The organism is Kitasatospora sp. NPDC041917 (assembly GCF_055589745.1).
Genome location: NZ_JBVJBI010000027.1, coordinates 1 through 22,362, shown reverse-complemented (window position 1 = coordinate 22,362; position 22,362 = coordinate 1). Strand labels below are relative to the sequence as shown.

Genomic DNA, 22,362 nt, shown 5'->3' with positions numbered 1-22,362 from the left:
GCCCCGCCGACCGCGGTGGCGTCACGCGGTCGGCGGGCGGGTGCTGCTGCTGTGGTCAGGCGGCGAGTTCGCCGGCCTGGAGCTGCCAGAGGGATGCGTAGAGTCCGTGCCGGGCGAGGAGTTCGTCGTGGGTGCCCTGTTCGGCGACCACGCCGCCCTTGTCCATGACGTAGATCCGGTCCGCGTGGCGGACGGTGGAGAGCCGGTGGGCGATGACGACCATGGTCCGCTCGGCCGCGAAACTCCGCAGGGTGCGCTGGATGGCGGCCTCGGTCTCGTTGTCCACGGCGGAGGTGGCCTCGTCGAGGACCACGACCGGTGAGTCCTTGAGGATCGCCCGGGCCAGGGCGATCCGCTGGCGCTGGCCGCCCGAGAGCGCGGCGCCGCGTTCGCCGATCAGGGTGTCGTAGCCGTCCGGCAGCGTCGCGACGAAGGCGTGCGCCTCGGCCATCATGGCCGCCTCGACCACGGCCTTGTCCGAGGCCCCGAAGCTGCCGTAGCGGATGTTGTCGGCGATGCTGCCGTCGAAGAGGAACGGGTCCTGGGCGACGAACCCGATCGCCTGGCGCAGGTCCCGGCGGGGCAGGTCGCGCACGTCCCGCCCGTCGAGCAGCACGCTGCCGGACTCCGCGTCCTGGAAGCGCATCAGCAGCTTGGCGACCGTCGTCTTGCCGGAGCCGGTGGCACCGACGAGGGCGGTGACCTGCCCGGCGGGGATGGTCAGTGAGAGGTCCTCCAGCACCGGCGGCCGGCCGGGGTAGGCGAAGGTCACGCCGTCGAGGACGACCTCGCCCCGTACCTTCCCGGTGTCGAGCGGTCCGCCGGTGCCCTCGGCCTCGACGGGCAGGGCGTGCAGCCGGTGGACCCGGTCGTAGGCGGCGAGCGTGCGCTGGTACTGGTCGACGATGCCGCCGAGCCGGTTCATCCGCAGCAGCACCATCTGGGGCAGCCCGATCAGCGGGCTGAACACCTCGAACGGCAGGCTTCCGTTGAGCACCGACCGACCGCCGATCAGCAGGGTGCCCGCCATCGAGCTGGTCGTGCAGACCCGGACGGTCTCGGCGTGCCGGATCGTGCTCCGGTCGGTCCGCTCATTGCTGTCCTGGGCCCGCGCGCTCAGCCGGTCGATGCGCTCGGCCTCGTAGTCCTCGGTGCAGAAGCTCTTGACGGTGGCGCCGGCCTCCAGGGTGTTCACCAGTTGGCTGTGCAGCCCGGCCCGGTCCTCCCCGGCGACGGCGTAGTCGGCGGTGACCTTCTCCTGGTAGCGGAGCGACAGCCAGGCGATGACCGGGATGGGCAGGAAGGCGATCCAGGCGATCTGCGGTGCCAGCAGCAGGAACACCGGCACCAGGATGGCCAGGCTGGTGCCCATCTGGAGCACGTCGTTGGCCGAGGTGGTGAAGAAGGCGCCCAGCTGGCGGACGTCGTCGGTGAGCACGCCGGCGATCCGGGTGGTCCGTTCGCCTTCCAGGTGCCGCAGTTCGAGGTGCTGGACGTGGTCGTACGTGCGGCTCCGCCAGTCGTGCTCGATGTCCTGGCCGAGTCGGCGCCACTGGAGGTTCGAGGAGTAGGAAAGGCCCGCGACGGCGGCACAGGCGACGGCCACCAGCCCTGCCAGGCCCCAGAGTTGGGCGGACGCGGTGGTCAGGCCGATGCGGACCAACGGCGCGGCCTCGCCCTTGATGAGGACCAGCGCGGTCCAGCCGAGGAAGGTGGCGAGCGCCATCTCCGCGACCTGGCAGGCGACCGAGAGCGCGGAGGCGCGGAAGAGTCGGCGCCGGTGCGGTCCGACGACCTCCAGCAGGGGGTGGCGTTCGGTTCCGGTCCCGGCCGGCTCGCCGGCCGTGTCGGCCGTTCCGCGCCAGGCCTTCCGAAGGACGGCCACGGTCGCGGTCGCGACCCCGCCGAGTGCCACCAGTTGCCTGCTCAGCGCCGACCCCCGGATCAGCGCGACGCCGGCCGCCACCCCGCCGCCGACGGCGAGGACCGGTCGCACGACGAGGCCGCGGTCCGGGCGCGGGGCCGGTGCGGCGGGCCGCGCCGGCGCCGGGCGCACCGTCCCGGTCGGCCCCTCCAGGACCAGGGTGACGGCCCTGCGGACGATCCGGCCGACGTCCGCGGCGCGCACCCGCGCGTCGTGCCGGACGAGGACTCCACCGGTGACCGGACTCGCCTGCGCCTCGGTGATCCCGGGGACGCGCCGCAGGGCGGCGGCGAGGATCTCGGCCGTCCGGGGCCGTCCGAGGACCGGCTTGACGTCCCAGCGCTGGCGCCCCGGGATGACCGAGCGCGGGCGCACGTCCGAATCCACGGGAAGGTTCCCGGCCGCTGCGGCCAGCAGAGATGGCATGTGTACGATCACCTGTTTGCGGAGGTCGCGGATGGACCGTCACTGGGCATGACGGAGCACCGCGACGAATGGAAAGTCTGAAGGGAAAGCGATACGGCCGACAGGGCGGTGGTAGCTGCTCGGGCACATCTTCCGAGACCGGTCGAAACATGCGCCCGAGCGACTGATCGGTCCGCGGGGCGGAGCGTCAGGGCGTCTTGCCGGCGCCGGCGGTCGCGGTCGCGCGGATCTTCGGGGCCCTCGACTCGTGCTCGACCCGGTGGACGGGCTCGGTCTTCTCCTTGTGCGGGACGGGGCCCTCGGCGGCCCGGCGGTGCTCGTCGGCGGTGATCTGCGCTGCCACCATGTCGGCGGCCACCTCGGCCGCGAGGTCGTGGATGCCCTCTCCGGCCTCATGGGCCGCCTTCTTCACCTCCATGGCGATGCCGACGGACGTCTTGACGACGCCACGGACCAGCGGCTTGAGGAGCCGCTTGGCCAGCGGCGCGACGACGAGGCCGATCAGGAAGGGCGGTACTACGGGCGGCATGATGCTCCAACCTCTCTACGCAGACGGATGACAGGGGACCCCGGGGGCACTGCGAACTCCGGAGCACGCACAACAGGGCGGACGGAAGCACCCGTGTCCGAAATTCTTCGTTCCCGTGCCGGATTCCCTGCTGGGCCGAAAATTCGTCTTGGGGTCCACCGCCCGCTCCCTGGCCACCGTAGTCGAGCCAGGTCCACCGAGAGCAAACTTCCTTGGCAGATTTCACCCGTGCGAGTGCTTTAAATCCAATCCGCCTCCAAGGGTTTAAGTATGCATACTCACCGAATAAGCCAATGATCCTATTTACATATCAGGCCCCGTCCTTAGCCCCTCGTTCCACCCGTCGGCGCAGCACGGGGAACGGCAGCCCGCCACCACCCAGCACGGCCTCGTGGAAGGTCCGCACCTCGAAACCGGCCCCCTTCTCGGCCTCCGCCCGGGCCCGCAACCGAACGAACTCCAGGTAGCCCGCACGGTAGGAGAGCGCCTGCCCGGGCAGGTCCGTCGCGTAGCGCAGCAGGTCCGAGGCGATCTGGCCGTCCGCCTCGGTGGAGTTGGCGCGCATGAAGTCCCGGGCCTGCTCCAGGCTCATCGTCCCGAGGTTGAGCCCGGTGTCCACGACGAGGCGCTGCGCGGTGAATCGCTCCTGCGCAAGGCGCCCGTAGGCGTCCCAGGGGTCGTCGTAGAGGCCCATCTCCCAGCCGAGGCCCGCCGCGTACTCGGCCCAGCCCTCGTTGAAGGCGCCGAACTCGGCCACCTCACGACGCAGTTGCGGCAGCACGCGGTTCTCGGCCTGCCGGGCGAGGTGGAAGTGGTGCCCGGGGGCCAGCTCGTGGTGGATCAGGGAGGCCGCGCCGATCAGCGAGCGCCCTTCCAGACCGGAACCGTTGTAGCGGTAGCGCCCGATCGGGGCGGCCGGAGTCGGCAGCTCGTAGTACCCGAAGGTCATCCCCGCCTCCAGCGCCGGATCCAGCCGCGCCAGTCCGTACGGCGCGGCCGGCAGCACCGCGAACCAGCGCGGCAGCAACGGGGCGAGCCGGTCGAGGTAGCCGCGATAGCGGGCCTCGACCTCCTCGGGAGTCCGCGCGTAGAGCCGGGGCTCGGTGCGCAGCCGCTCGTGGAACTCCCCCTCCGGGCCGTGGAATCCGAGGGCGACGCGGACCTCCCGCATCCGCTCGGCGAGCTCCCGGCACTGCTCCCGGCCGAGCTCGTGGAGCCGCTCGGGCGGCGTGTCGCCCCCGCTGTGGATCCGGACGAACTCCCGGTACGCCTCCTCCCCGCCCTCGTACCGCGCCCAGCCGACGGCCCGCGGTGCCTCCCGCAGGTAGTCCGGGTCGTCGAGGACGGCGAGCAGGCCGTCGAAGACCGGGGCCAACTCCGCCTCCACCAGCCGCCGCACCCCGTCCCGGAGTCGGCCCCGGACGGCCGGGCCGAGCCCGCCGAGCCGGCCGTCGTCCACCGCCACCCGACGCGTCACGGAACTCCGCAGGCCGACGACGGTGGTGCGTGCGCCGGCCAGGGCCGGGGCCGGCACCCGGAAACCGCGGGCGGCCTGTTCCGCCGTCTTGTCGACGATCGAGCCGACCGCCCGGGCGAGCTGGTGCAGCAGCGACAAATACCGCTCGACGTCGGACGGTTCGACGAACCGGAAGGGGCACAGGACCGCGTCGACGTACTGCGACAGCGGGAACAGCCGGTACGGCGTGGCCGCGGGCGTCAGCCCGTAGCAGCGGTGGGCGCGCACCTCCTGCTCGGCCAACCCCGCGAGGAATCCGACGGTGTCGGTATCGGTACCGGACAGCTCCGCGCCGTCGAGCGTCCGCGCCCGGGCCAGCACCTCCTCGGCGAACCGCGCCCGCTCCTCGGCCTCGGCGGGCGACACTCCGGGGAGCGTCTCGACCGGGAGCCCCTGGCGGACTCTCAGCAGTGGATCGCGCTCCAGCAGGAACTCCCAGTAGCGATCCGCCAGATGGCTCGTCGCCCGGCCCGGCTCGTTCGTCCTCGCGCTCATGCGGCCAGTGTGGCGGTGACGGGTCGGCCGCCCTGCCCGGTCGGCGAAACAGCAGCCGCAGTATCCCTCGAACGGATGAGGCGGCGGGTTTCGCCCCCGACCCGTACGGAAGCCGACCGCATCAACCGGAGCGCCGGGATATCACCGTGCGCACGGACGTTCTGATGAGCTTACTTGTCCCTGGTCGGCGCGCCAGGAGGGTCCCGCATGCGTGCGCCGCATCCGGTTTCCGGGACCGCGGCGCCCTCATCACCCGGACCGCCCGACGTAGCGTGCTCGGCGACCCCTGCGCCTCCGGCCACTGCCACACCGCCCCGGAGGTCCTGATCGCGCCCGAGCGGAGCACCGTCGCATGACCGTCACCCAGGACAAGCCCCTGCACCACCACACCGGCGCGGGGCTACCCGCCCCGTTCGCCGTCGCGGGGACCGGGGTGCACCTGCCCCCGACCGTCGTCACCAACGAGCAGCTGACCCGCTCCCTCGACACCAGCGACGCATGGATCACCAGCCGCACCGGCATCCGTGAACGCCGCCGCCTGGCCCCGGAGCTGGCCACCTCCGACATGTGCGTCGACGCCGCACACCAGGCCCTGGACGCGGCGGGCACCGCCCCCGCCCAGTTGGACGCGGTGATCGTCGCCACCTACACCTGGGACCAGCCCCTGCCCTCAACCGCGCTGATCGTCAAGGACGCCCTGGGCGCCCACCGAGCCCTGTCCCTGGACGTCACCCAGGCGGCCTGCGCATCCGGCGTCCAGGCCGTACTGATCGCCGCCCACCTCCTCCAGAACCCTTCCATCACCACCATCCTGGTCCTCGCCGCCGACTGCGCCTCCAGGATCACCGACCCCACGGACCGCACCACCGGCGTCTTCTTCGGCGACGCCGCGGCCGCCGTCGTGCTCACCCGCTCCGAGACCGCCGGCGCGGGCCTGCTCTCCTACGACCTGGGCTCTCAGCTCTCCTACGACGTCCAGGTCCCGGCCGGCGGCTCCCGGCTGCCCACCAGCACGGCCACCCTGGCCGCCGGCGCGCACTACCTGCGCATGGACGGCCGCTCCGTCTGGAACACCGCCACCACCCGCCTGCCCGAGAGCATCACCGGCGCCGCCCGGCAGGCCGGTGTGCCGCTCGACGAGATCCGGCACTTCTTCCTGCACCAGGCCAACCTGAACCTCCTCGCCGAAACCGTGAAGGCCATGGGCGTCCCTCGGGAGCGCGTCCCCGTCACCGTCGACCGGCTCGGCAACACCGGTTCGGCCGGCCTGTTCACCGCGCTCCACTCCACCGTCACCGCGGGCGGCCTGCGACCGGGCGACACCTACGTCCTGTCCGGGATCGGCGCGGGCTTCCAGTGGGGCACCCTCTGCCTCCGGCACGCCTGACCCCGATCACCGTGTCACATTCGAACACTCTTACTGCGCAAGCGAGTTGACTCGCCAGTGGCAGAACTCGGTGGCACCATGACGCCCATGCCCCGTCGTACTCCGCCGCCCGTCCGGACGGCCACCGCCACCGTCCTGGCCGCCGCGGTGACCCTCGCGATGACCGGCTGCGGGGGCACGGCCCGCCCCTCGACGAGCACCCCGCTCGTCGAACACGGCACCGTCCGGATCGCCGTGTCCAGCGAGACGCCGAGCTTCGACCCGTACTCGACCTTCGGCGCCGCCCAGGCCCGCTACGCCTACGACTCGCTGGTCTCCCTCGCCCCCGACGGCACCGTGGTCCCCGGCCTGGCCACGTCCTGGCAGGCCTCCACCACCACGGCCACCTTCACCCTCCGCCCGGGGATCACCTGCTCCGACGGCACCCCCCTCACCGCCTCCGCGGTGGCCCGGGCACTGACGTACGCGGGGGACCCGGCCAACCAGCTCGCCGGCGCCCAGACCGTCCTGCCCGACGTCCCCTTCACCGCGACCGCCGACGACCCGGCCGGCACGGTGTCGGTCGGCGCCACCGCCCCCTTCCCGTTCCTCACCCGCACCGTCGGCCTGCTGCCGATCGTCTGCCCCGCCGGGCTCGACCGCCCCCGGTCGCTCGACCGCGCCACCCAGGGCACCGGCCCGTACGTCCTGAGCCGCTACTCCCCCGGCGGGCCGTACGAGTTCACCGTCCGCGAGGGCTACACCTGGGGCCCGGCCGGCGCGACCACCGCGGCGCCCGGCCTCCCGGCCCGCATCGTCATCTCGGTGGTGCCCCAGGCCTCCACCACCGCCAACCTGCTGCTCACCGGGGGCGTCGACATCGCGGACGTGAACGGGCCGGACCGCGCCCGGCTCACCGGCCACGGCCTGTCCGCCACCGACGTGCCGACCGTCGTCGGGATGACCTTCTTCAACCAGCGCCCCGGCCGCCCGCTGGCCGACCCCGCGCTGCGCCGGGCCCTGGTGTCCGCGCTCGACCGCCAGGGGCTCGCCAACGTCGCCGTCGGCGGCACCGGCCGCCCGGCCGGCGACTTCGGCGCCGAGGGCGCCGTCTGCCACGCCGACCTCGCCACCGCCAACCTGCCCACCCAGGACGCCGTCGAAGCGCTGCGGGCCGCCGGCTGGACCCGCGGCCCGGACGGCCGGTTGGCCAAGGACGGCCGACCGCTGCGGCTGCGCCTGATCACCAGCCCGGACCTCGGACCGACCCTGCCGCCCGCCGCCGAGCTGATGGCCCGGACCTGGACGGCACTCGGCGCCGACGTCAAGCTGGTCACCGAGAGCCTGCCCGCGCTCGTCAACGCCATGTACCGGACCGGCGACTTCGACGTGGTGGTCGGCACCTCGCCGGGCTTCGCCCTGCCGGTCGGCTTCATCCCGTTCTTCTCCGGCCCCACCCCCGCCCAGGGCCTCAACTTCGCGGGCGTCACCAACCCCGAGTACGACACCCTGGTCGCCCAGGCCCTCCGGGAGCAGGACACCGAAGGCTGCGGCACCTGGAACCGGGCCGCCGCCGCGCTGTTCCGCGCGGCGGACGCCCTGCCGATCGCGGACGGCCGGAGCACCGTGTACGGCCGGAGCACCACCTTCGCCACCACCTTCGGCGGCCAACTCGTCCCCACCAGCATCCGCCTCCACCAGTGATCGGTGGCCTCCGTGTCCTTGCCCCACCTGCTGCGGCGCCCCTGGGCGGCCTTCCTCGGCCGCCGCACCGCCCGGCTGCTCCTCTCCCTCGGGGTCGTGCTCACCGCGTCGTTCGCGATGATCCGCCTCGTCCCCGGCGACCCGGTCCGCGCCGCCCTCGGAGTCGACGCCGCCCCCGCCCTGGTCGCCGCACGCCGACACCGACTCGGGCTCGACGTGCCGTTCCCGGCCCAGTTCCGGCACTACCTGGGCAGCCTCGTGCACGGCGATCTCGGCACCTCGCTGGTCACCGGGACACCGGTCGCGGAGCTGGTCCGCACCCGGCTGCCGGCCACCCTGGAGATCGCCGGTCTGGCCTTCCTCGTCACCCTCGCCGTCGCCCTGCCCGGCGGACTGCTCGCCGCCGTCCGCACCCGCGACGGCCGCCACCCCCGCAGCGAACTGGCGTTCACGGCAGTGACCGCCGGGCTGGCCGGAGTGCCGGACTTCGTCCTGGCCGCCGGACTCACCGCGCTCCTGGGCGTCGGCCTCCAACTGCTCCCGGTGGCCGGCGCGGCGGGCGCCGAGTCCTTCGTGCTGCCGGTCCTCGCGCTCTCCCTCGCACCCACGGCCGTCCTGGTGCGCATCGTCCGGGTGGAGGCGCTGAAGGTGCTGGGCGAGGACTACCTGCGCACGGCCCGGAGCAAACGGCTGTCCCCCGCCCGCCGCTACCTGCGGCACGCGGCGCCGAACATGGCGACCGCCGCGCTCACCGTCGCCGGGAGCCTGCTGCCCGCCATGATCGCCGGCACGGTGCTGGTCGAGAAGGTGTTCGCCTGGCCCGGCATCGGCTCGGCGATGGCCCAGTCCGTGGTCTCCCAGGACTACCCGGTGGTCCAGGCGATGGTGCTGATCCTGGGCTCCGCCGTGCTGCTCTCCGGCCTCCTGGTCGATGTGCTGCTGGCGCTGCTGGACCCTCGTTCGACGATCCGGGAGAGCTGATATGCCCCTTCCCACCCGGTACCTCCGCTCACCGATGGCCTGGCTCCCGGCGATCATGCTGACCTCGCTGGTCGTGCTCGCGCTGGCCGGCCCGCTCCTCTGGGGAGCGGCGGCCGAGCTCCCCGATCCGTCCGCGGTGCTGCACGGCCCCTCCGCGGCACACCCCTTCGGCACCGACAACCTCGGGCGGGACGTGCTCGCCCGCGTCCTGACGGCCACCCGGCCCTCCCTGCTGCTCGCGCTGGCAGCGGTCCTGCTCGGCGCGACCATGGGCGTCCTCCTCGGCGCGGCCACCGCCGTGGTCGGCCGTCGTGCCCGCCGACTGCTCGCCGCGCTGATCAATCTGCTGCTCGCCTTCCCCGCGCTGCTGGTCGCGATGTTCCTCGCGGTCGTGTTCGGCGCGGGCGCCGGCGGGGCGACGCTCGCCCTCGCCGTCGCGGCGGTGCCCGGCTTCGCCCGACTCGCCCAGACCCTCGCCGCCGCCGTCGCGGGCACCGACCACCTGGCCGCGGCCCGGGTCCTCGGCCTGCGCCGGCACCGGCTGCTGTGGCGGCACGTCCTGCCCAACATCGCCGAGCCGCTGCTGCTGAGCACCACCACGGCCGCGGGCACCGCCCTCGTCGCGCTCGCCGGGCTGAGCTTCCTCGGCCTGGGCGTCCAACCGCCCGGCTACGACTGGGGTCAGCTGCTCAACCAGGGACTCGACCGCATCTACGCCGACCCCCTGCCCGCACTCGCCCCCGGCCTGGCCGTCCTCTACGCGGCGGTGGCCTTCCAACTGCTCGGCGAGGCCCTGGCCGGAGGCGTCGCCCGGCGCAGCCCCGCACCCCCTACGCCCGCGCCACCGCCCGCCCCGAGCGGGCCCGCCGAGGACGGTCCGGTGCTCCAGGTCGAGGACCTCACCGTCGAACTCCCCACCCCGGAGGGGGTGATCCGGCCGGTGCGCGGCGTGAGCCTGTCCCTGCGCGCCGGCGAGATCGTCGGGCTCGTCGGCGAGTCCGGCTCCGGCAAGTCGCTCACCGCACTCGCCGTCGCCGACCTGCTCCCGGACCGGGCCCGGGTCTCCCGGCGGACCCTGCGCCTGCTCGGCACCGACCTCGCCGCCCTGACGCCGAAGGAGCGCGAGCACCACCTCGCGACCGGCCTGGCGGTGATCTTCCAGAACCCGGCCTCGGCGCTGAACCCCTCGCTGCGCATCGCCACCCAGCTCACCGAGACCGTCCGGGCGCACCGCGGCGCCGGCCGTGCCCAGGCATCGGCGGAGGCCTCCGCCGCCCTGGAGCGGGTGGCCCTGCCCCCGGCCGTGCTGCGGGCACGCCCCCACCAGCTCTCCGGCGGCCAGCGCCAGCGGGTGCTGATCGCCGCCGGGCTGATGGTGCGTCCGGGTCTGATCATCGCCGACGAGCCGACCACCGCGCTGGACGTCACGGTGCAGCGGCAGATCACCCGGCTGCTCTCCGACATCCGACGGGACACCTCCGCCGCCGTCCTGTTCATCAGCCACGACGTCGCGCTGGTGGGCGAGTTCTGCGACCGCGTCCTGGTGATGTACGCGGGGACCATCGTCGAGTCCCTGCCCGCCGACCGGCTCGCGTGCGGCACCCGGCACCCCTACACCCGGGCCCTGGTCGCGTCGGTGCCGGACCTCGCGGCGGACCGCGACCGGCCGCTGCCCACGGTGGAGGGCACACCGCCCGACCCGCTGGCGCCCGCCCCGGGCTGCCCGTTCGAGCCCCGCTGCCCGCGTCGCCGGGGCAACTGCGCCGAGCAGGCCCCACCGCTGGAGGACCTCGACGCGGTCCACCAGGTGGCCTGCTGGTACCCGGTGCCGGTGACGGCGGAGGTGGTCACGCCATGACCGTCCTTCAGCTCTCCGACCTCACCGTCCGCCACCACGGCCCGCACGGCCCGGTCGCCGCCGTCGACGGGGTCTCGCTGGAGATCCCGGCCGGCACGACACTCGGGCTCGTGGGCGAGTCCGGCTCCGGGAAGTCGAGCCTGGCCCGCGCGATCGTCGGCCTCACGCCCGTGCACGGGGGCCGGGTGCTGCTCGACGGCCGGGAGGTCCGGGTCCGTACGATCGGCGACCGGCGTCGGCTCGGCCGCCTGGTCCAGATCGTGCTCCAGGACCCGGACACCGCGCTGGATCCCCGGATGACCGTCCGCGGGACACTCCTCGAAGCGGCCACCGCGTTCCACCGGCTCGACCGACGGGCCCGGGCCGAGCGCGTCCCCGCCCTGCTCGAACTCGTCGGCCTGGACCCCCGGTTCGCGGACCGTCTGCCCCGGCAGCTGTCCGGCGGCCAACGCCAGCGAACCGCCATCGCACGTGCCCTGGCGGTCGAGCCCGGGCTGCTGATCGCCGACGAGATCACCTCGGCACTCGACGTCTCGGTGCAGGCCTCCGTCCTCAACACGATCCGCGACCTCCAGCGGCGGCTCGGCCTGTCGATGCTGTTCATCGGCCACAACCTGCCCGCGGTCTGCCACGTCTCCGACACGGTGGCGGTCATGCGGCACGGCCGGATCGTCGAGACCGCCCCCACCGAGGTCCTGTTGCGGAATCCGCGGCACCCGTACACTCGGACGCTGCTCGACTCCGTCCCCCGCCTACCCTCTCGAAGGTCCTGATGACCAGTCGCCAACCGGACGTCGTGGTGGTCGGAGCCGGAGTGATCGGTGCCGCCGTCGCGCTCGAACTCGCCCGCACCGGGCGGCAGGTGGCCGTCGTGGACAAGGCGGGCGCCGCCGGCCACGGCTCCACCAGCGCCTCCAGTGCGATCATCCGGTTCAACTACTCCACCTTCGCCGGCGTGGCCACGGCCTGGGAGGCGCAGCACCTCTGGACGTCCTGGCCCGACCACCTGCGGCTCACCGGCCACCGCCCGCTCGCGGCCTTCCACCGCACCGGCGCCGTACTGCTCGACTCCCCCGCCGTCGCACCGTCCGAGGCAGCCGCCCTGTTCGACCGCGCCGGAGTCCGGTACGAGCGGTGGGACGCCCCGACGCTGCGCGCGCGCCTTCCCGGGATCGATCCCGGGCGGTACTGGCCGCCGAAGCCGGTGGACGACGACGCCTTCTTCGCCGACCCGTCCGGCGAGCTCGGCGCCCTGTACACCCCGGACGCCGGGTACGTCGACGACCCGCAGCTCGCCGCCCGGAACCTCGCCGACGCGGCGGCCGGACTGGGCGCACGCTTCCTGTTCCACCACACCGTCGTGGCCGTCGACCGGCGCGCGGACCGGGTGGCGGGCATCCGGCTGGCCGACGGAACGCGGATCACCGCGCCGGTCGTGGTCAACGCCGCCGGCCCGTGGTCCGGAGGCCTCAACCGGCTGGCCGGCGTCGGCGACGACTTCACGATCGGCGTCCGCCCGCTGCGCGAGGAGGTCCACCAGGTCCCCGCCCCGAGCAGCCGCCCCATCGACCCCTTCCCCCTCGTCGCCGACCTCGACCTCGGCACCTACCTGCGGGCGGCTCCCGGCGGCCACCTCCTGGTCGGCGGCACCGAGCCGGACTGCGACCCGCACGAGTGGATCGACGACCCGGACGAAGCCGACCCCCGCCCGACCGCCCGCCGCTTCCGGGCCCAGGTGACCAGGGCGGCCCGCCGCTTCCCGGACCTCGGCGTCCCCAACCGGCCCGTCGGGATCGCCGGCGTGTACGACGTCGCCGACGACTGGACCCCGATCTACGACCGCACCGCGCTGGACGGCTACTACGTCGCCATGGGGACGAGCGGCAACCAGTTCAAGAACGCCCCGCTGGTGGGCCGCTTCCTCGCCACCCTGATCGACCGGATCGAGGCCGGCCACGACCACGACCGCTCACCCCTCTGTCACCGCTGCGAGCACACCGGCAACGTCGTGGACCTGGGCGCCTTCTCCCGCCGGCGCCCCGCCCGGGCGGACTCCGCGCGGACGGTCATGGGTTGAGCGCCCGCAGCTCCCGCACCAGGTCCGCGACCACCCCCGCCACGAACCCGGGCGCCTCGCGCGGGAAGTCGTGGCCGGTGCCGTCCGGCGTGTGCACCAGCCGGGAGGCCGTCGACGCCGCCAGGTACCGGACCCTGCTCCGGAGGTAGAAGCGGCTCATCCGCTCGGCCTCGGCCGCGTCCCGGGCCCCGGCCAGCACCGCCTCACCGCCCGTGAGGTCCCGGGGTATCACCAGGACCAACAGCAGGTCGCCGAGGTCCCCGTCGTACACCACGGTCTGCCAGCCCACCCGGGCCAGGCCCGCCGGTGAGAGCTCCGCGAACACCGACGCGGCGGCGCAGCCCTGGCCGGTGCGGCCACCGGGGCCGCGATGGGCGCCGAACAGCTGCCGCACCGCGGCCGAGACGGCCTCGCGACGCATGCGCGCGAGCTGCCGGTTGGCCGGCGCGAAGGCGATGACCTCCAGGGGTGTCGGGTCCAGCAGCACGAGCCCGGCCACCAGGTCCGGCCGCCGTCTGGCCGCGTTCGCGACCAGCAGCCCGCCGAAGGAGTGGCCGACGAACACGTACGGGCCCCGCTCCCCCGCCCGCTCCAGCGCTGCCAGCAGCTCCTCCGCCTCGGCGGCCGTCGTCCGGGGGAAGGGCCCGACCTCGCTCCAGCCCGTGCCGAACCGGTCGACCAGCACCGAGCGGGTCGAGGCCGCCAGCATGGCGTGCAGCTGCCCGAACTCCGCTCCCGGCGTGTGTCCACCCGGCATCCAGACCACCGTCGGCCCGTCACCGGCCTCCCCCTCGGCGAGGACGTGCATCCGGTGTCCGCCCACGTCGACCAGCCGCCCGGGCGGCGGATGCGCCCCCGCCTCGCGGGCCACCAGCACCAGGTGCCGGACGGCCCCGGCCGCCAGCACGACACCGAGAGCCAAGGCCACAGCGCCGAGCGCCACCGCCCAGTCCGTGCCGAGCCGAAGGAGGACACCACCCACCACTGCCACCACCAGCGCGGCCGGCACGCCCGTCCAGTCCCGGCTCAGCAGCGCGAGCAGGAAGTTCGCCACCCGTCCGTCCCGGTGCATCGGCCCTCCGTGACAGCAGCATCCGACAACCGACCCCTGTCCGTCTTCTTCCCCCTCTGCCCGTACCCTCACCCGGCGACCGTCCGAGCGCACCCCGCTTCGGAAGGTCACCGGCACTGCTCCATTCGGGGTGCCCTCTGGTGATGGCCCCTCGACCGGTCGAGGATGACGGCATGGATGTCGACAACTCCGGTGCCGGATTGCTGGTGACCAACGTCCGCGTCTTCGACGGAATCGGCGCGGAGGCGGTGCCGGGACATGTCCGTGTCGAGCGGGACAGGATCGCGGACGTGGTGCTGGGCACCCCGTCCCCGCTCAGCGCCCGCGGGGCGCGGGTGCTCGACGGCGGAGGCCGCACGCTCATCCCGGGGCTCACCGACGCCCACGTCCACCTGTTCGCGATCGGCGGCACCATGGCGGAGCTGCAACTCGGACCGACCGGCACCGTGTACTACCAGGCCCTGGCCTCGGCCCGCGACATGCTGATGCGCGGCTTCACCACCGTCCGGGACATGGCCGGCGACACCGAACCGCTACGGCGGGTCCTCGACCGCGGGCTGTTCCCGGGCCCGCGGATCTACCCGAGCCAGGCAGCCGTCTCCCAGACCTCCGGGCACGGCGACTTCGGGGCCGTCCACGACACCCCGACCGCGTTCGGCGGTCCGCAGGCCCGCACCGAACGGATCGGGTTCACCCGGGTGGCCGACGGACCGGAACGGGTGCTCGCGGCGGTGCGCGAGCAGCTGAGGAAGGGCGCCGCACAGGTCAAGCTGATGGCCGGCGGGGGCGTCGTCTCCGAGTTCGACCCGCTGGACGTACTGCAGTTCACCACCCCGGAACTGGAGGCGGCGGTCGCCGCGGCCACCGACTGGGGCACCTACGTGACCGCGCACGTCTACACCTCCGAGGGCGTGCGCCGCGCGGTGGACGCCGGGGTGCGCTGCATCGAGCACGGCCACCTCGTCGACGAGGCCACCGTCCGCCACCTCGCGCAGAAGCACGTGTGGCTGAGCACCCAGCCGTTCGAGGTCGACGACCACCACTACGCCTCCCCGGACAGCACCCGCAAGAACCGCGAGGTGTGCGAGGGCGTCGCCCGCGTCTTCGACTGGGCACTCCGCCACGGCGTGCGGCTCGCCTTCGGCACCGACCTGGTCTTCGACCCCGCGAAGGCCGACCGGCAGATCCAGATGCTCGTCCGGCTCGGCCGGTACCTCAGCCCGGTCGACGCCCTGAAGCTGGCCACCTCCGGCAACGCCGAGCTCTTCCGCATGTCCGGTCGCCGCGACCCCTACCGCGCGGCGCCGCTCGGCGTCGTCGCGCCGGGAGCCTGGGCCGACCTCCTGGTCGTCGACGGCGACCCCACCACCGACCTGTCCGTCCTCGCCGACCCCCAACGCAACCTGCGCCTCATCGTCAAGGGCGGCGTCGTCCACAAGAACCAGCTCGACTGACCGGCTCACCCGGACACGGGCTCCGTCACGTGCGGGGTAGGGGCGCCGACCGCCAGGTGGGCCTTCGTGGTCAGTCCGCCGCGGGAGCGTTCGAGGGCCTGTTCGTGCGGCTCGCCGGCCGGGGCCCGGACGGGCCGACCGCGTGCTGGTGTGGGCGCAGGACCGTCGAGTGGTCCACCCAGCCTCTGACCTGGGAGGAACCGTGGATCGCGTGGTATGTGGTGGAACTTCACCGGCCGCACCCACGAGGACATCGTCCAGGCCCGCGACGAGTGGCAGGCCGCCACCGACCGCTTCGGCGCCGTCCAGGGCTACCCGGGCGACCGCCTCCCCGCCCCGGAACTCCCCGGAACTCCCCGGCACCCCATTCAAGCCACGCGGACGCACCAGCCGACCTGCACCCTCGACGGACGGGGAGCCGGCCGCAGGATCAGGGACGCGCTCCCCACCGCCACACCCACGACCCCCTTCCGCGATCGGTCGCGGAGGGCGTCGAGCAGGGCGTCCCGGTAAGCGCGGTAGCCGAGGCGACCGCCCCGCAGCGGCGGGGCCCGGACTGGCTCGTCGCCGAATCGGCCGGCGGGGGACACGGCCGTCGCCGCACTCGGCCCGGGCCTTTGGCGTGATCGTCCAGCACCACCGGGGTGCTCCCCCGGTCGAGCCGGACGGCGGCCACCGGGCTGCCGATGGACCCCGCGCAGCCGGTGACCAGTACGTTCTCCGTCCGAGGTGGATCGCTTCCCGGTCACCGGGTGCCCGATGGCGCCCGATGACCGGGAAGGACGTCCGTTCGCGCCCGGGCGGTCCCCGGCAGGCACCCCGGCGGTACGGCCGGACTGCTCGGACCGGCGACCGGGGCCGGCGGCTCAGGCCCGGCGGCGCCGGCGGAGCCAGAGCCCGGTGCCGACCAGCAGCACGGCCACGACGGCGGTGCCGGCGGCGGCCCAGGTGGTGGAGTCGGAGGTGTCGCGCTCGGAGGCGGAGCCGGAGGACGCGGCCGGTGCGGAACCGGCGGGAGCGGGCTCGGACACCGTCCCGCCGGTGGGCACCGGGACGGGCCCGGCGCCCGTCCCCGTCGACGCGGCCGACGGCACACCGGTCGGGGGCGACGCGGCCGCCGTGCCGGCGGGCACCGGGTCGTCGATGACGGCGTCCGCCACGTCCAGTTCGCGCTGGGCGTGGCCGAGCGAGGGGAAGGCGCAGTCGACGGTCACCTGCCAGTGCCCGGCGGGCAGGATCTCCCGGGTGGTGTACGTCCCCGGGCGGCCCGGGGCGCCGACCAGTCGCCAGGGGCCCACCGTCCGGCCGTCCGCCGCGGTGGCGGAGAGCGTGCCGGCGAACTCCTCGGTGACCGGGTCGTGGTCGTTCTCCCAGGTGGCGACGGTGCTGACGCGACCGTTCTGCTGGCCGGTGACGTCCAGGTGGACACTGTCGCCGTGGGCACCGGCCGGTGCGGCGGTGGGCAGGACGACGGCCGCCGCGAGGGCGCAGGCGGCGAGGAGCGGGCGGGTTCGCATGGCGGGTGTTCCTCGGAGCGGTGTGGGAGGTCGGGTGCGGGAAACGGGGGCGTCGGGCGCGGCCGCGCCGGAACGGGTGGCCGCGCCCGGCGCGCGGGCCGGGCGACGTGCGGGACCGTGGCACCGGGCTGGCGGGCACCGGGCAGCCGGGCAGCCGGGCAGCCGGGCCACGGTCCTCGGGCGCGCGGCCCGCGGCCCGCGGTCGGTCGGAGGTGCCTGCTTACGTGGCCTTCAGGAGCGACCAGTTCTGCTGCGGCCGGCCGTTCGCCTGCTGCAGCTCCAGCAGCCAACCGCCGTAGTACCAGCGAGTGCTGAGCCCCAGCACGAGCGAGCCGCCGTCCGCGGTGACGGTGAACCCGCCCTCGACGGCGTTGAGCTGCCACTTCTGCGCGGCCGCGTCGGAACACGGCTGCTGGGCGACGTACTGACCGGCCACCGGGGCGCCGCCGAGTTGCAGGCACTTGCCGGAGCGCGCGGACTTGATCCGCACCGCGCCGTTCCCGGCGTCCTCGAACTGCCACTTCTGGTTGGCGTAGCCGGTGCGCTGGTAGGCGATGGCCACGGTCCCGTCGTTCATCGAGCTGCCCCACAGGTCGGCGGCCTGCCCGGTCAGTCCGTTGACCATCGTGTAGCGCGTGCCCGGCTGCGGGCGGCCGGCGTCGGTGACCGTGCGGAAGGTGGCGGTGCGACCGGGCTTGCCGACCGCTCCGGCGGCGTCGCGGACGGCCACGGCCACGGTGTACGAGGTGCCGGGGGCGAGGCGGACCACGCCGACCACCGTCGAGCGGACGGTGCCGATCGCCTGGCCGTTCAGCAGGACGTCGTAGCCAGCCGCGGCGGGTACGGCGGTCCAGCTGAGCACGGCGGAGTTCTGGGTGACCTGGCTGACGCCCACCGCGGGGCCGGTGTTGCCCGCCGTGGGGGTCGCAGTTGGAGTGGGGGTCGCGGTCGGGGTCGCGGTCGCGGTCGGCGACGGGGAGCCGGTCGGCGTGGGGGTGGTGCTGCCGGTGGGCGTCGGGGACGGCGAGGGCGTGCGGGTCGGCGTGCCGGTCGGAGGCGGGGTGGGCGTCGGGTCGGGGCCGCTGCCGCCACCGGCGATGAGGAAGCGGTTGTTGGCGACGTTCCAGTGCGTGGTGAGGTAACTGCCCGGCGACGGGGAGGTGTTGTAGTAGTCGTCGTGGTTGCAGTCGAGCCGGTCGTCATGGGCGCGGTCCGGGCAGACGGTCCGCATCTGCGGGTAGTCGGGGGCGTCCGAATAGCACATCACGTCCCACTCGTCGACGCAGTGCCCGGCCTTGCTGGAGTTGGGCGCGCTGTTGTTCACCGCGCCCAGGTTGTGGCCGAGTTCGTGGGCGGCGGTGCTGCCGCTCCAGCACCCGGAGTCGGTCCGGCCGTACGAGGGACCGAAGTTGCTCAGGTTGTCCTGGCCGGGGCGCTCGTCGCCGGCGAACGTGCCGATCCCGCAGTACACCTTGGCGTCGGTGAACATCATGTACTTGCGGTCCTTGCGGTTGAACCCCTGCGCGGCGAGGGCCCGGTTGCTCGCGTTGAAGTCCTGGATCTCGGCGTCGGAGATCTGCACGTTCAGCACCGAGGCGCTGCAGTCGGACTCGGTGACGAAGCGGACGTGCCGTTCGCCGCCGGTCTCCGCGGCGCTGGCGTTGTAGATGACGTCGACGTCGGCGGACCACTTCTTGAACGAGGCAAGGTACTGGGCGAAGCGGTCGTTGCCCGGGCTGTGGACGTACACCACCTGGACGCGGTTGCCGCTGCTGCCGTCGCCCTCGCAGACCAGCTTCGACCCGGCGGGCACGGCCGCTCCGGCCGGGGCAGCGTCCGCGGCGGTGCCGGCGCCGCCGAGCAGTGCCTTCTGCGTGGCGTCCAGGACGGGCGTGGAGCCCTTCAGCAGGTCGGCGGCGGCGGGTGCCTGGGCTCCGGCCGCGGGGGTGAGCGCGGGCGTCCGAGCGGCCGGGGCCGCGACCGGCGGGACGTCCTGGCGGATGTCCACGCCCTTGGGCGGCACGTCCGGGCCGTGGCTGCACTGGGTGCTGCCGGTGACCTCCAGCGTGCCGCCGCAGCGGTCGCTGCCCGGCAGGCTCAATCCGGCGTAGACCAGGCCGCGTTCGGGCTCGTCCTTGGGTATCGCCTTGAGCGGCGCGGCCTTCTGGTCCCGCTTCGGGGCGGGCGCCTGGGTGGCCCCCTCGGCGGTGCCGGTCTCCCCCGGTCCGCCGTCGTAGCCGACCAGCCCGGCCTGCGTCCCCGAACCGTCGACCCCGTCGGCCGCGGCCGTGACGGCGCCGTTCAGGGCCGTCGGCTCCAGCGCGGTGCGGATGCCGAGCGTTCCCGCCAGCAGCCCTGCCGCCACCGCCGCGGCGACCAGTGCGCTCCTGCGGGTGAGCCTGCGGCGCTTGCGCCGGCGAAGCTCGGTGCTCCGGTGTCCCATCGCGTTCCTTTCCTCGTGCGACGACCCGGACCCTGTGGTGAAGGGGTCCGGGCCTTCCGACACTCCGGAGAGCACACGGGACGACCGGCAATAACAGAAACATCTTGCGAAAATATTCAGCGCGTTCGAACCGTGGGCGACGGCGGCGCCGGTTCCAGCCAGGGTGGTCCGGAGCCTGGCGACGGACCGTGCCGCACGGCCAAGAGGTGATCCGGTCGGCGAAGTGAGTGCCTTCGCCGACCGGATCACCTCAGAGGTCAGTGCTCAGTGCCCGGTGCTCAGTGCCCAGTGCCCGGTGCTCAGTGCCCGGTGCCGACACGGTCAGAAGATGAGCTTCCAGCCGTCGATGCGGCCCGAGTCGGTGCGGTACATGTCCTGCACCCGGAGCCGCCAGGTGCCGTTGGCGAGCTGGGCGGAGGCGTCGACCGTGTAGGTCTCGATGACGTTGTCGCCCGAGTCGCCGAGGTTGCTCTTCTTCAGCGAGTACACCGTGCCGTCCGGGCCGACCAGGTCGACGACCAGGTCACCGCGCCAGGTGTGCTTGATGTCCACGCCCACCTTGAGGTCGCTCGGCGCCCGGCCCGGAATCCGGTCGATGACGATGTCCGAGAAGATCGCAGGGCCCCCGTCCGGAATCGACACGGGGGTGGTGTTCGCGAAGATGCCCCGGGAGACCTTCCAGGTGAACGTCGTCGCGAGGCTGCTGTGGTGGGAGGCCTTGGCGGTGACGGTGACCGTGTACGTGCCGGTAAGGGCCGGGACGCCGGTGACGCGGCCGGTGACCGGGTGGAGCGTCAGGCCCTCGGGGAGGCCGGTCGCGTGGTAGGTGACGATGCCGGGGTTGAAGTTGGCGGCCTTGATCTGGAGATCGGCGGGGGCGCCGATCGCGGTGATCTGGCTGGCGACGGGGTCCAGCAGGAGGCCGTCGACGACGCGCGGGCCGACGTTGATGGCCGCCCAGGCGTTGGCGGTGTTCATGTAGGTCGCGCTGGTCGGCCCGTACAGGTCGGCGGCGGCCTGCAGGGTGGCGGTGCGGGCCGCCGCGTAGTTGGTCGACGAGGTCATGTAGGTGGTCAGCGCCCGGTACCAGATCTTGGCGGCCGCGTCCCGGCCGATGCCGGTCACCGGCAGGCCGTCGGAGGTCGGGGAGTCGTAGGCCACGCCGTTGACGGTCTTGCTGCCGCTGCCCTCGGAGGCCAGGTAGAACCAGTGGTTGGCCGGGCCGGAGGAGTAGTGCACGTCGACGGAGCCGAGGTCGGACGACCAGTAGTCCCTGGAGCGACCGTCCTTGGAGGGCTTGTCCATGTAGCGCAGCGGACTCCCGTCGCCCCTGATGTCGATCTTCTCGCCGACCAGGTAATCGCCCTTGTCCTCGGGGTTGTCGGCCCAGAACTCGATGGCGGCGGCCATGATGTCCGAGGTGGCCTCGTTCAGGCCGCCGGACTCACCGCTGTAGACCAGGTTCGCGGTGGCCGAGGTGACGCCGTGGGTCATCTCGTGGGCGCCGACGTCGATGGAGGTCAGCGGCTTGACGTTGCCCGCGCCGTCGCCGTAGGTCATGCAGAAGCAGCTGTCGGACCAGAACGCGTTGACGTAGTTGTTGCCGTAGTGGACCCGGGTGTAGGCGCCGACGCCGTCGTCCTTGATGCCGTTGCGGCCGTGGACGTTCTTGTAGTAGTCCCAGGTGAGTTGGGCGCCGTAGGCGGCGTCCACGGCGGCGGTCTGCCGGTTGGCGACGGTGCCGTCGCCCCAGGTGTCGGTCGGATTGGTGAACAGCTTCTTGGTGGAGCTGGTGCCGTTCAGGTCGTAGGTGCTGTGGCCGCCGCGGGTGTTGTCGGTCAACGCGAAGCCGCCGCCGGCCGCCGCCGAGGTGCCGATGGTGACCTGGCCCGAGTACTTGCTGTTGCCGACGCCGGTCTCGACGCCCTGGTACTCGAAGATCTTCTTGCCGGAGTTGGCGTCGGTGATGACGTGCAGCTCGGACGGCGTGCCGTCCTCCTGCGTGCCGGTGACCACCGTCTCCCACGCGAGGCGCGGGGTGCCGGACGCGGCCCAGACCACCTTGCGGGCGCTGTCGGCCGCCGGCTCCGCGACCTTCGCGCTGCCGGCGCTGTCGAGCGCGAGGCCCTTCGCCGCCTCCGCGCTCTCCTTGGCGGTGGTGTCGACGGCGATGTCCGCCTCGGTGGCCTTGGTGACGCCCTTCGTGGAGCCGTCCGCGGCGGTGTGGACGACCAGGTCGCCGCCGAGCACCGGCAGTCCGTCGAAGGTCCGCTCGTAGCGGGTGTGCACGCTGCCGTCGGCGTCCTTGGTGACGCCCCTGGCGACCAGTGCCTCCTTCGACCCCAGCTTCAGCGACCTGGCGGTCTCCGCCAGCGACGCGTCCGCCGAGGCCAGCAACTCACCGCGCTGCTCCGGCGACAGCTGCACCGGCAGCGCGCCGGCGGTGGCCCGGGCCTCGGCGGGGGCCTGGGCGGGAGTCTCGTCGGCGATGGCGACACCGGATGTCAGAACAGCCACGATCATCGCGGCGCCGACTGTCAACGCGCCTGCGCCGGTGGTCTTTCGGGAGGATCGATTCACACTGAACTCCTTCTGCGACGGCCGCGCGGGTGCGGCCGGAGTCAGCCGGGAGGGCAGGGATGGTGCCGCCCGGTAGAGCTGGTGGTTCGAGTGGGGGACAACCTCCACGTGATCACCGCAGCGGGTGGTGCGCGTGCGACTGCAAGGGCCGCTGCGGCGATGGGACGGTACAGTGCCATCTTTGTTGGAAACACGTCACCCGTGCGGCGACAAGTTGGCCGGAATGCTTCGTCATAGACGTAATGTCGAGGTAATCCACCGTCAGAAGACGGGTAATGCGGGGGAAAACAGACCGGCGCCGACGACGGCCCCACCAGCGTGCGTCCGGTGTGACGTCTACGGGCGGGTGCCCTTGACGTTGGGCTGGGTCTTCTGGTTGTAGATCTCCTTGCCGTCCGCGTTGTAGGCGTGGACGTAGGG

General features: G+C 73.4%; 14 protein-coding genes and 1 pseudogene. 8 read left to right on the top strand and 7 right to left on the bottom strand.

The features are described 5' to 3' along the window. Window positions 1-55: 55 nt before the first annotated feature. The 3 genes from ACZ6EM_RS27785 to ACZ6EM_RS27775 form a co-directional block, all read right to left on the bottom strand. The gene (locus tag ACZ6EM_RS27785; protein ID WP_465773495.1) at window positions 56-2,311 is read right to left on the bottom strand and encodes an ABC transporter ATP-binding protein; all 2,256 of its coding nucleotides are present in this window, start codon (window positions 2,309-2,311) and stop codon (window positions 56-58) included. Window positions 2,312-2,537: 226 nt separating this feature from the next. Beyond that, window positions 2,538-2,879 carry a DUF5132 domain-containing protein gene (locus ACZ6EM_RS27780; protein ID WP_401043354.1) on the bottom strand — a complete coding sequence of 114 codons (342 nt, stop codon included), beginning with the start codon at window positions 2,877-2,879 and terminating at the stop codon, window positions 2,538-2,540. A 310-nt stretch (window positions 2,880-3,189) separates the two neighbouring features. Continuing rightward, a complete protein-coding gene (locus tag ACZ6EM_RS27775) occupies window positions 3,190-4,890 on the bottom strand; it encodes a DUF885 domain-containing protein (protein WP_465773494.1) in 1,701 nt (566 codons plus the stop codon). 352 nt (window positions 4,891-5,242) lie between these two features. Between ACZ6EM_RS27775 and ACZ6EM_RS27770 the strand changes: the two genes are divergently transcribed. The 6 genes from ACZ6EM_RS27770 (at window position 5,243) to ACZ6EM_RS27745 (ending at window position 12,876) form a co-directional block, all read left to right on the top strand. Then, entirely contained in the window at window positions 5,243-6,277 is a 1,035-nt protein-coding gene (locus tag ACZ6EM_RS27770) for a 3-oxoacyl-ACP synthase III family protein (RefSeq protein WP_465773493.1), read from the top strand. Window positions 6,278-6,364: 87 nt separating this feature from the next. Continuing rightward, window positions 6,365-7,960 (top strand): ABC transporter substrate-binding protein, encoded by a 1,596-nt coding sequence (locus ACZ6EM_RS27765; RefSeq protein WP_465773492.1) that lies wholly within the window; start codon window positions 6,365-6,367, stop codon window positions 7,958-7,960. Window positions 7,961-7,972: 12 nt separating this feature from the next. After that, window positions 7,973-8,941, top strand: coding sequence for an ABC transporter permease (locus tag ACZ6EM_RS27760; RefSeq protein WP_465773491.1), 969 nt, complete (start codon window positions 7,973-7,975; stop codon window positions 8,939-8,941). A 1-nt stretch (window position 8,942) separates the two neighbouring features. Continuing rightward, window positions 8,943-10,799: a dipeptide/oligopeptide/nickel ABC transporter permease/ATP-binding protein gene (locus ACZ6EM_RS27755; protein ID WP_465773490.1), complete on the top strand. Its 1,857-nt coding sequence runs from the start codon at window positions 8,943-8,945 to the stop codon at window positions 10,797-10,799. After that, entirely contained in the window at window positions 10,796-11,572 is a 777-nt protein-coding gene (locus ACZ6EM_RS27750; protein WP_465773489.1) for an ABC transporter ATP-binding protein, read from the top strand. The genes ACZ6EM_RS27755 and ACZ6EM_RS27750 overlap by 4 nt, the downstream gene beginning before the upstream one ends. Then, entirely contained in the window at window positions 11,572-12,876 is a 1,305-nt protein-coding gene (locus tag ACZ6EM_RS27745; protein ID WP_465773488.1) for an NAD(P)/FAD-dependent oxidoreductase, read from the top strand. The genes ACZ6EM_RS27750 and ACZ6EM_RS27745 overlap by 1 nt, the downstream gene beginning before the upstream one ends. On the opposite strand, the gene ACZ6EM_RS27740 is transcribed toward ACZ6EM_RS27745, so the two are convergent. Next, a complete protein-coding gene (locus tag ACZ6EM_RS27740; protein WP_452178454.1) occupies window positions 12,866-13,948 on the bottom strand; it encodes an alpha/beta fold hydrolase in 1,083 nt (360 codons plus the stop codon). The two genes, ACZ6EM_RS27745 and ACZ6EM_RS27740, sit on opposite strands and share 11 nt — an antisense overlap. A gap of 173 nt (window positions 13,949-14,121) precedes the next feature. On the opposite strand from ACZ6EM_RS27740, the gene ACZ6EM_RS27735 reads away from it, so the two are divergent. Both ACZ6EM_RS27735 and ACZ6EM_RS27730 read left to right on the top strand, forming a co-directional pair. Beyond that, window positions 14,122-15,402: a metal-dependent hydrolase family protein gene (locus tag ACZ6EM_RS27735; protein WP_401055893.1), complete on the top strand. Its 1,281-nt coding sequence runs from the start codon at window positions 14,122-14,124 to the stop codon at window positions 15,400-15,402. Window positions 15,403-15,618: 216 nt separating this feature from the next. After that, a pseudogene (locus tag ACZ6EM_RS27730) lies at window positions 15,619-15,915 on the top strand (hypothetical protein); the annotation flags it as partial. A gap of 353 nt (window positions 15,916-16,268) precedes the next feature. On the opposite strand, the gene ACZ6EM_RS27725 reads toward ACZ6EM_RS27730, so the two are convergent. The 3 genes from ACZ6EM_RS27725 to ACZ6EM_RS27715 form a co-directional block, all read right to left on the bottom strand. Next, entirely contained in the window at window positions 16,269-16,919 is a 651-nt protein-coding gene (locus ACZ6EM_RS27725) for a hypothetical protein (RefSeq protein ID WP_465773487.1), read from the bottom strand. 220 nt (window positions 16,920-17,139) lie between these two features. Continuing rightward, window positions 17,140-19,362 carry an RICIN domain-containing protein gene (locus ACZ6EM_RS27720; protein ID WP_465773486.1) on the bottom strand — a complete coding sequence of 741 codons (2,223 nt, stop codon included), beginning with the start codon at window positions 19,360-19,362 and terminating at the stop codon, window positions 17,140-17,142. Between the two features lie 321 nt (window positions 19,363-19,683). Further along, entirely contained in the window at window positions 19,684-21,885 is a 2,202-nt protein-coding gene (locus ACZ6EM_RS27715) for a M4 family metallopeptidase (RefSeq protein ID WP_401053531.1), read from the bottom strand. Between the last annotated feature and the right edge of the window lie 477 nt (window positions 21,886-22,362).

Coding starts and splice junctions, on each gene's coding strand:
- ACZ6EM_RS27755 (WP_465773490.1), top strand. CDS start 8,943: ATGCCCCTTCCCACCCGGTACCTCCGCTCACCGATGGCCTGGCTCCCG.
- ACZ6EM_RS27750 (WP_465773489.1), top strand. CDS start 10,796: ATGACCGTCCTTCAGCTCTCCGACCTCACCGTCCGCCACCACGGCCCG.
- ACZ6EM_RS27745 (WP_465773488.1), top strand. CDS start 11,572: ATGACCAGTCGCCAACCGGACGTCGTGGTGGTCGGAGCCGGAGTGATC.
- ACZ6EM_RS27770 (WP_465773493.1), top strand. CDS start 5,243: ATGACCGTCACCCAGGACAAGCCCCTGCACCACCACACCGGCGCGGGG.
- ACZ6EM_RS27765 (WP_465773492.1), top strand. CDS start 6,365: ATGCCCCGTCGTACTCCGCCGCCCGTCCGGACGGCCACCGCCACCGTC.
- ACZ6EM_RS27775 (WP_465773494.1), bottom strand. CDS start 4,890: ATGAGCGCGAGGACGAACGAGCCGGGCCGGGCGACGAGCCATCTGGCG.
- ACZ6EM_RS27725 (WP_465773487.1), bottom strand. CDS start 16,919: ATGCGAACCCGCCCGCTCCTCGCCGCCTGCGCCCTCGCGGCGGCCGTC.
- ACZ6EM_RS27720 (WP_465773486.1), bottom strand. CDS start 19,362: ATGGGACACCGGAGCACCGAGCTTCGCCGGCGCAAGCGCCGCAGGCTC.
- ACZ6EM_RS27780 (WP_401043354.1), bottom strand. CDS start 2,879: ATGCCGCCCGTAGTACCGCCCTTCCTGATCGGCCTCGTCGTCGCGCCG.
- ACZ6EM_RS27740 (WP_452178454.1), bottom strand. CDS start 13,948: ATGCACCGGGACGGACGGGTGGCGAACTTCCTGCTCGCGCTGCTGAGC.
- ACZ6EM_RS27735 (WP_401055893.1), top strand. CDS start 14,122: ATGGATGTCGACAACTCCGGTGCCGGATTGCTGGTGACCAACGTCCGC.
- ACZ6EM_RS27715 (WP_401053531.1), bottom strand. CDS start 21,885: ATGATCGTGGCTGTTCTGACATCCGGTGTCGCCATCGCCGACGAGACT.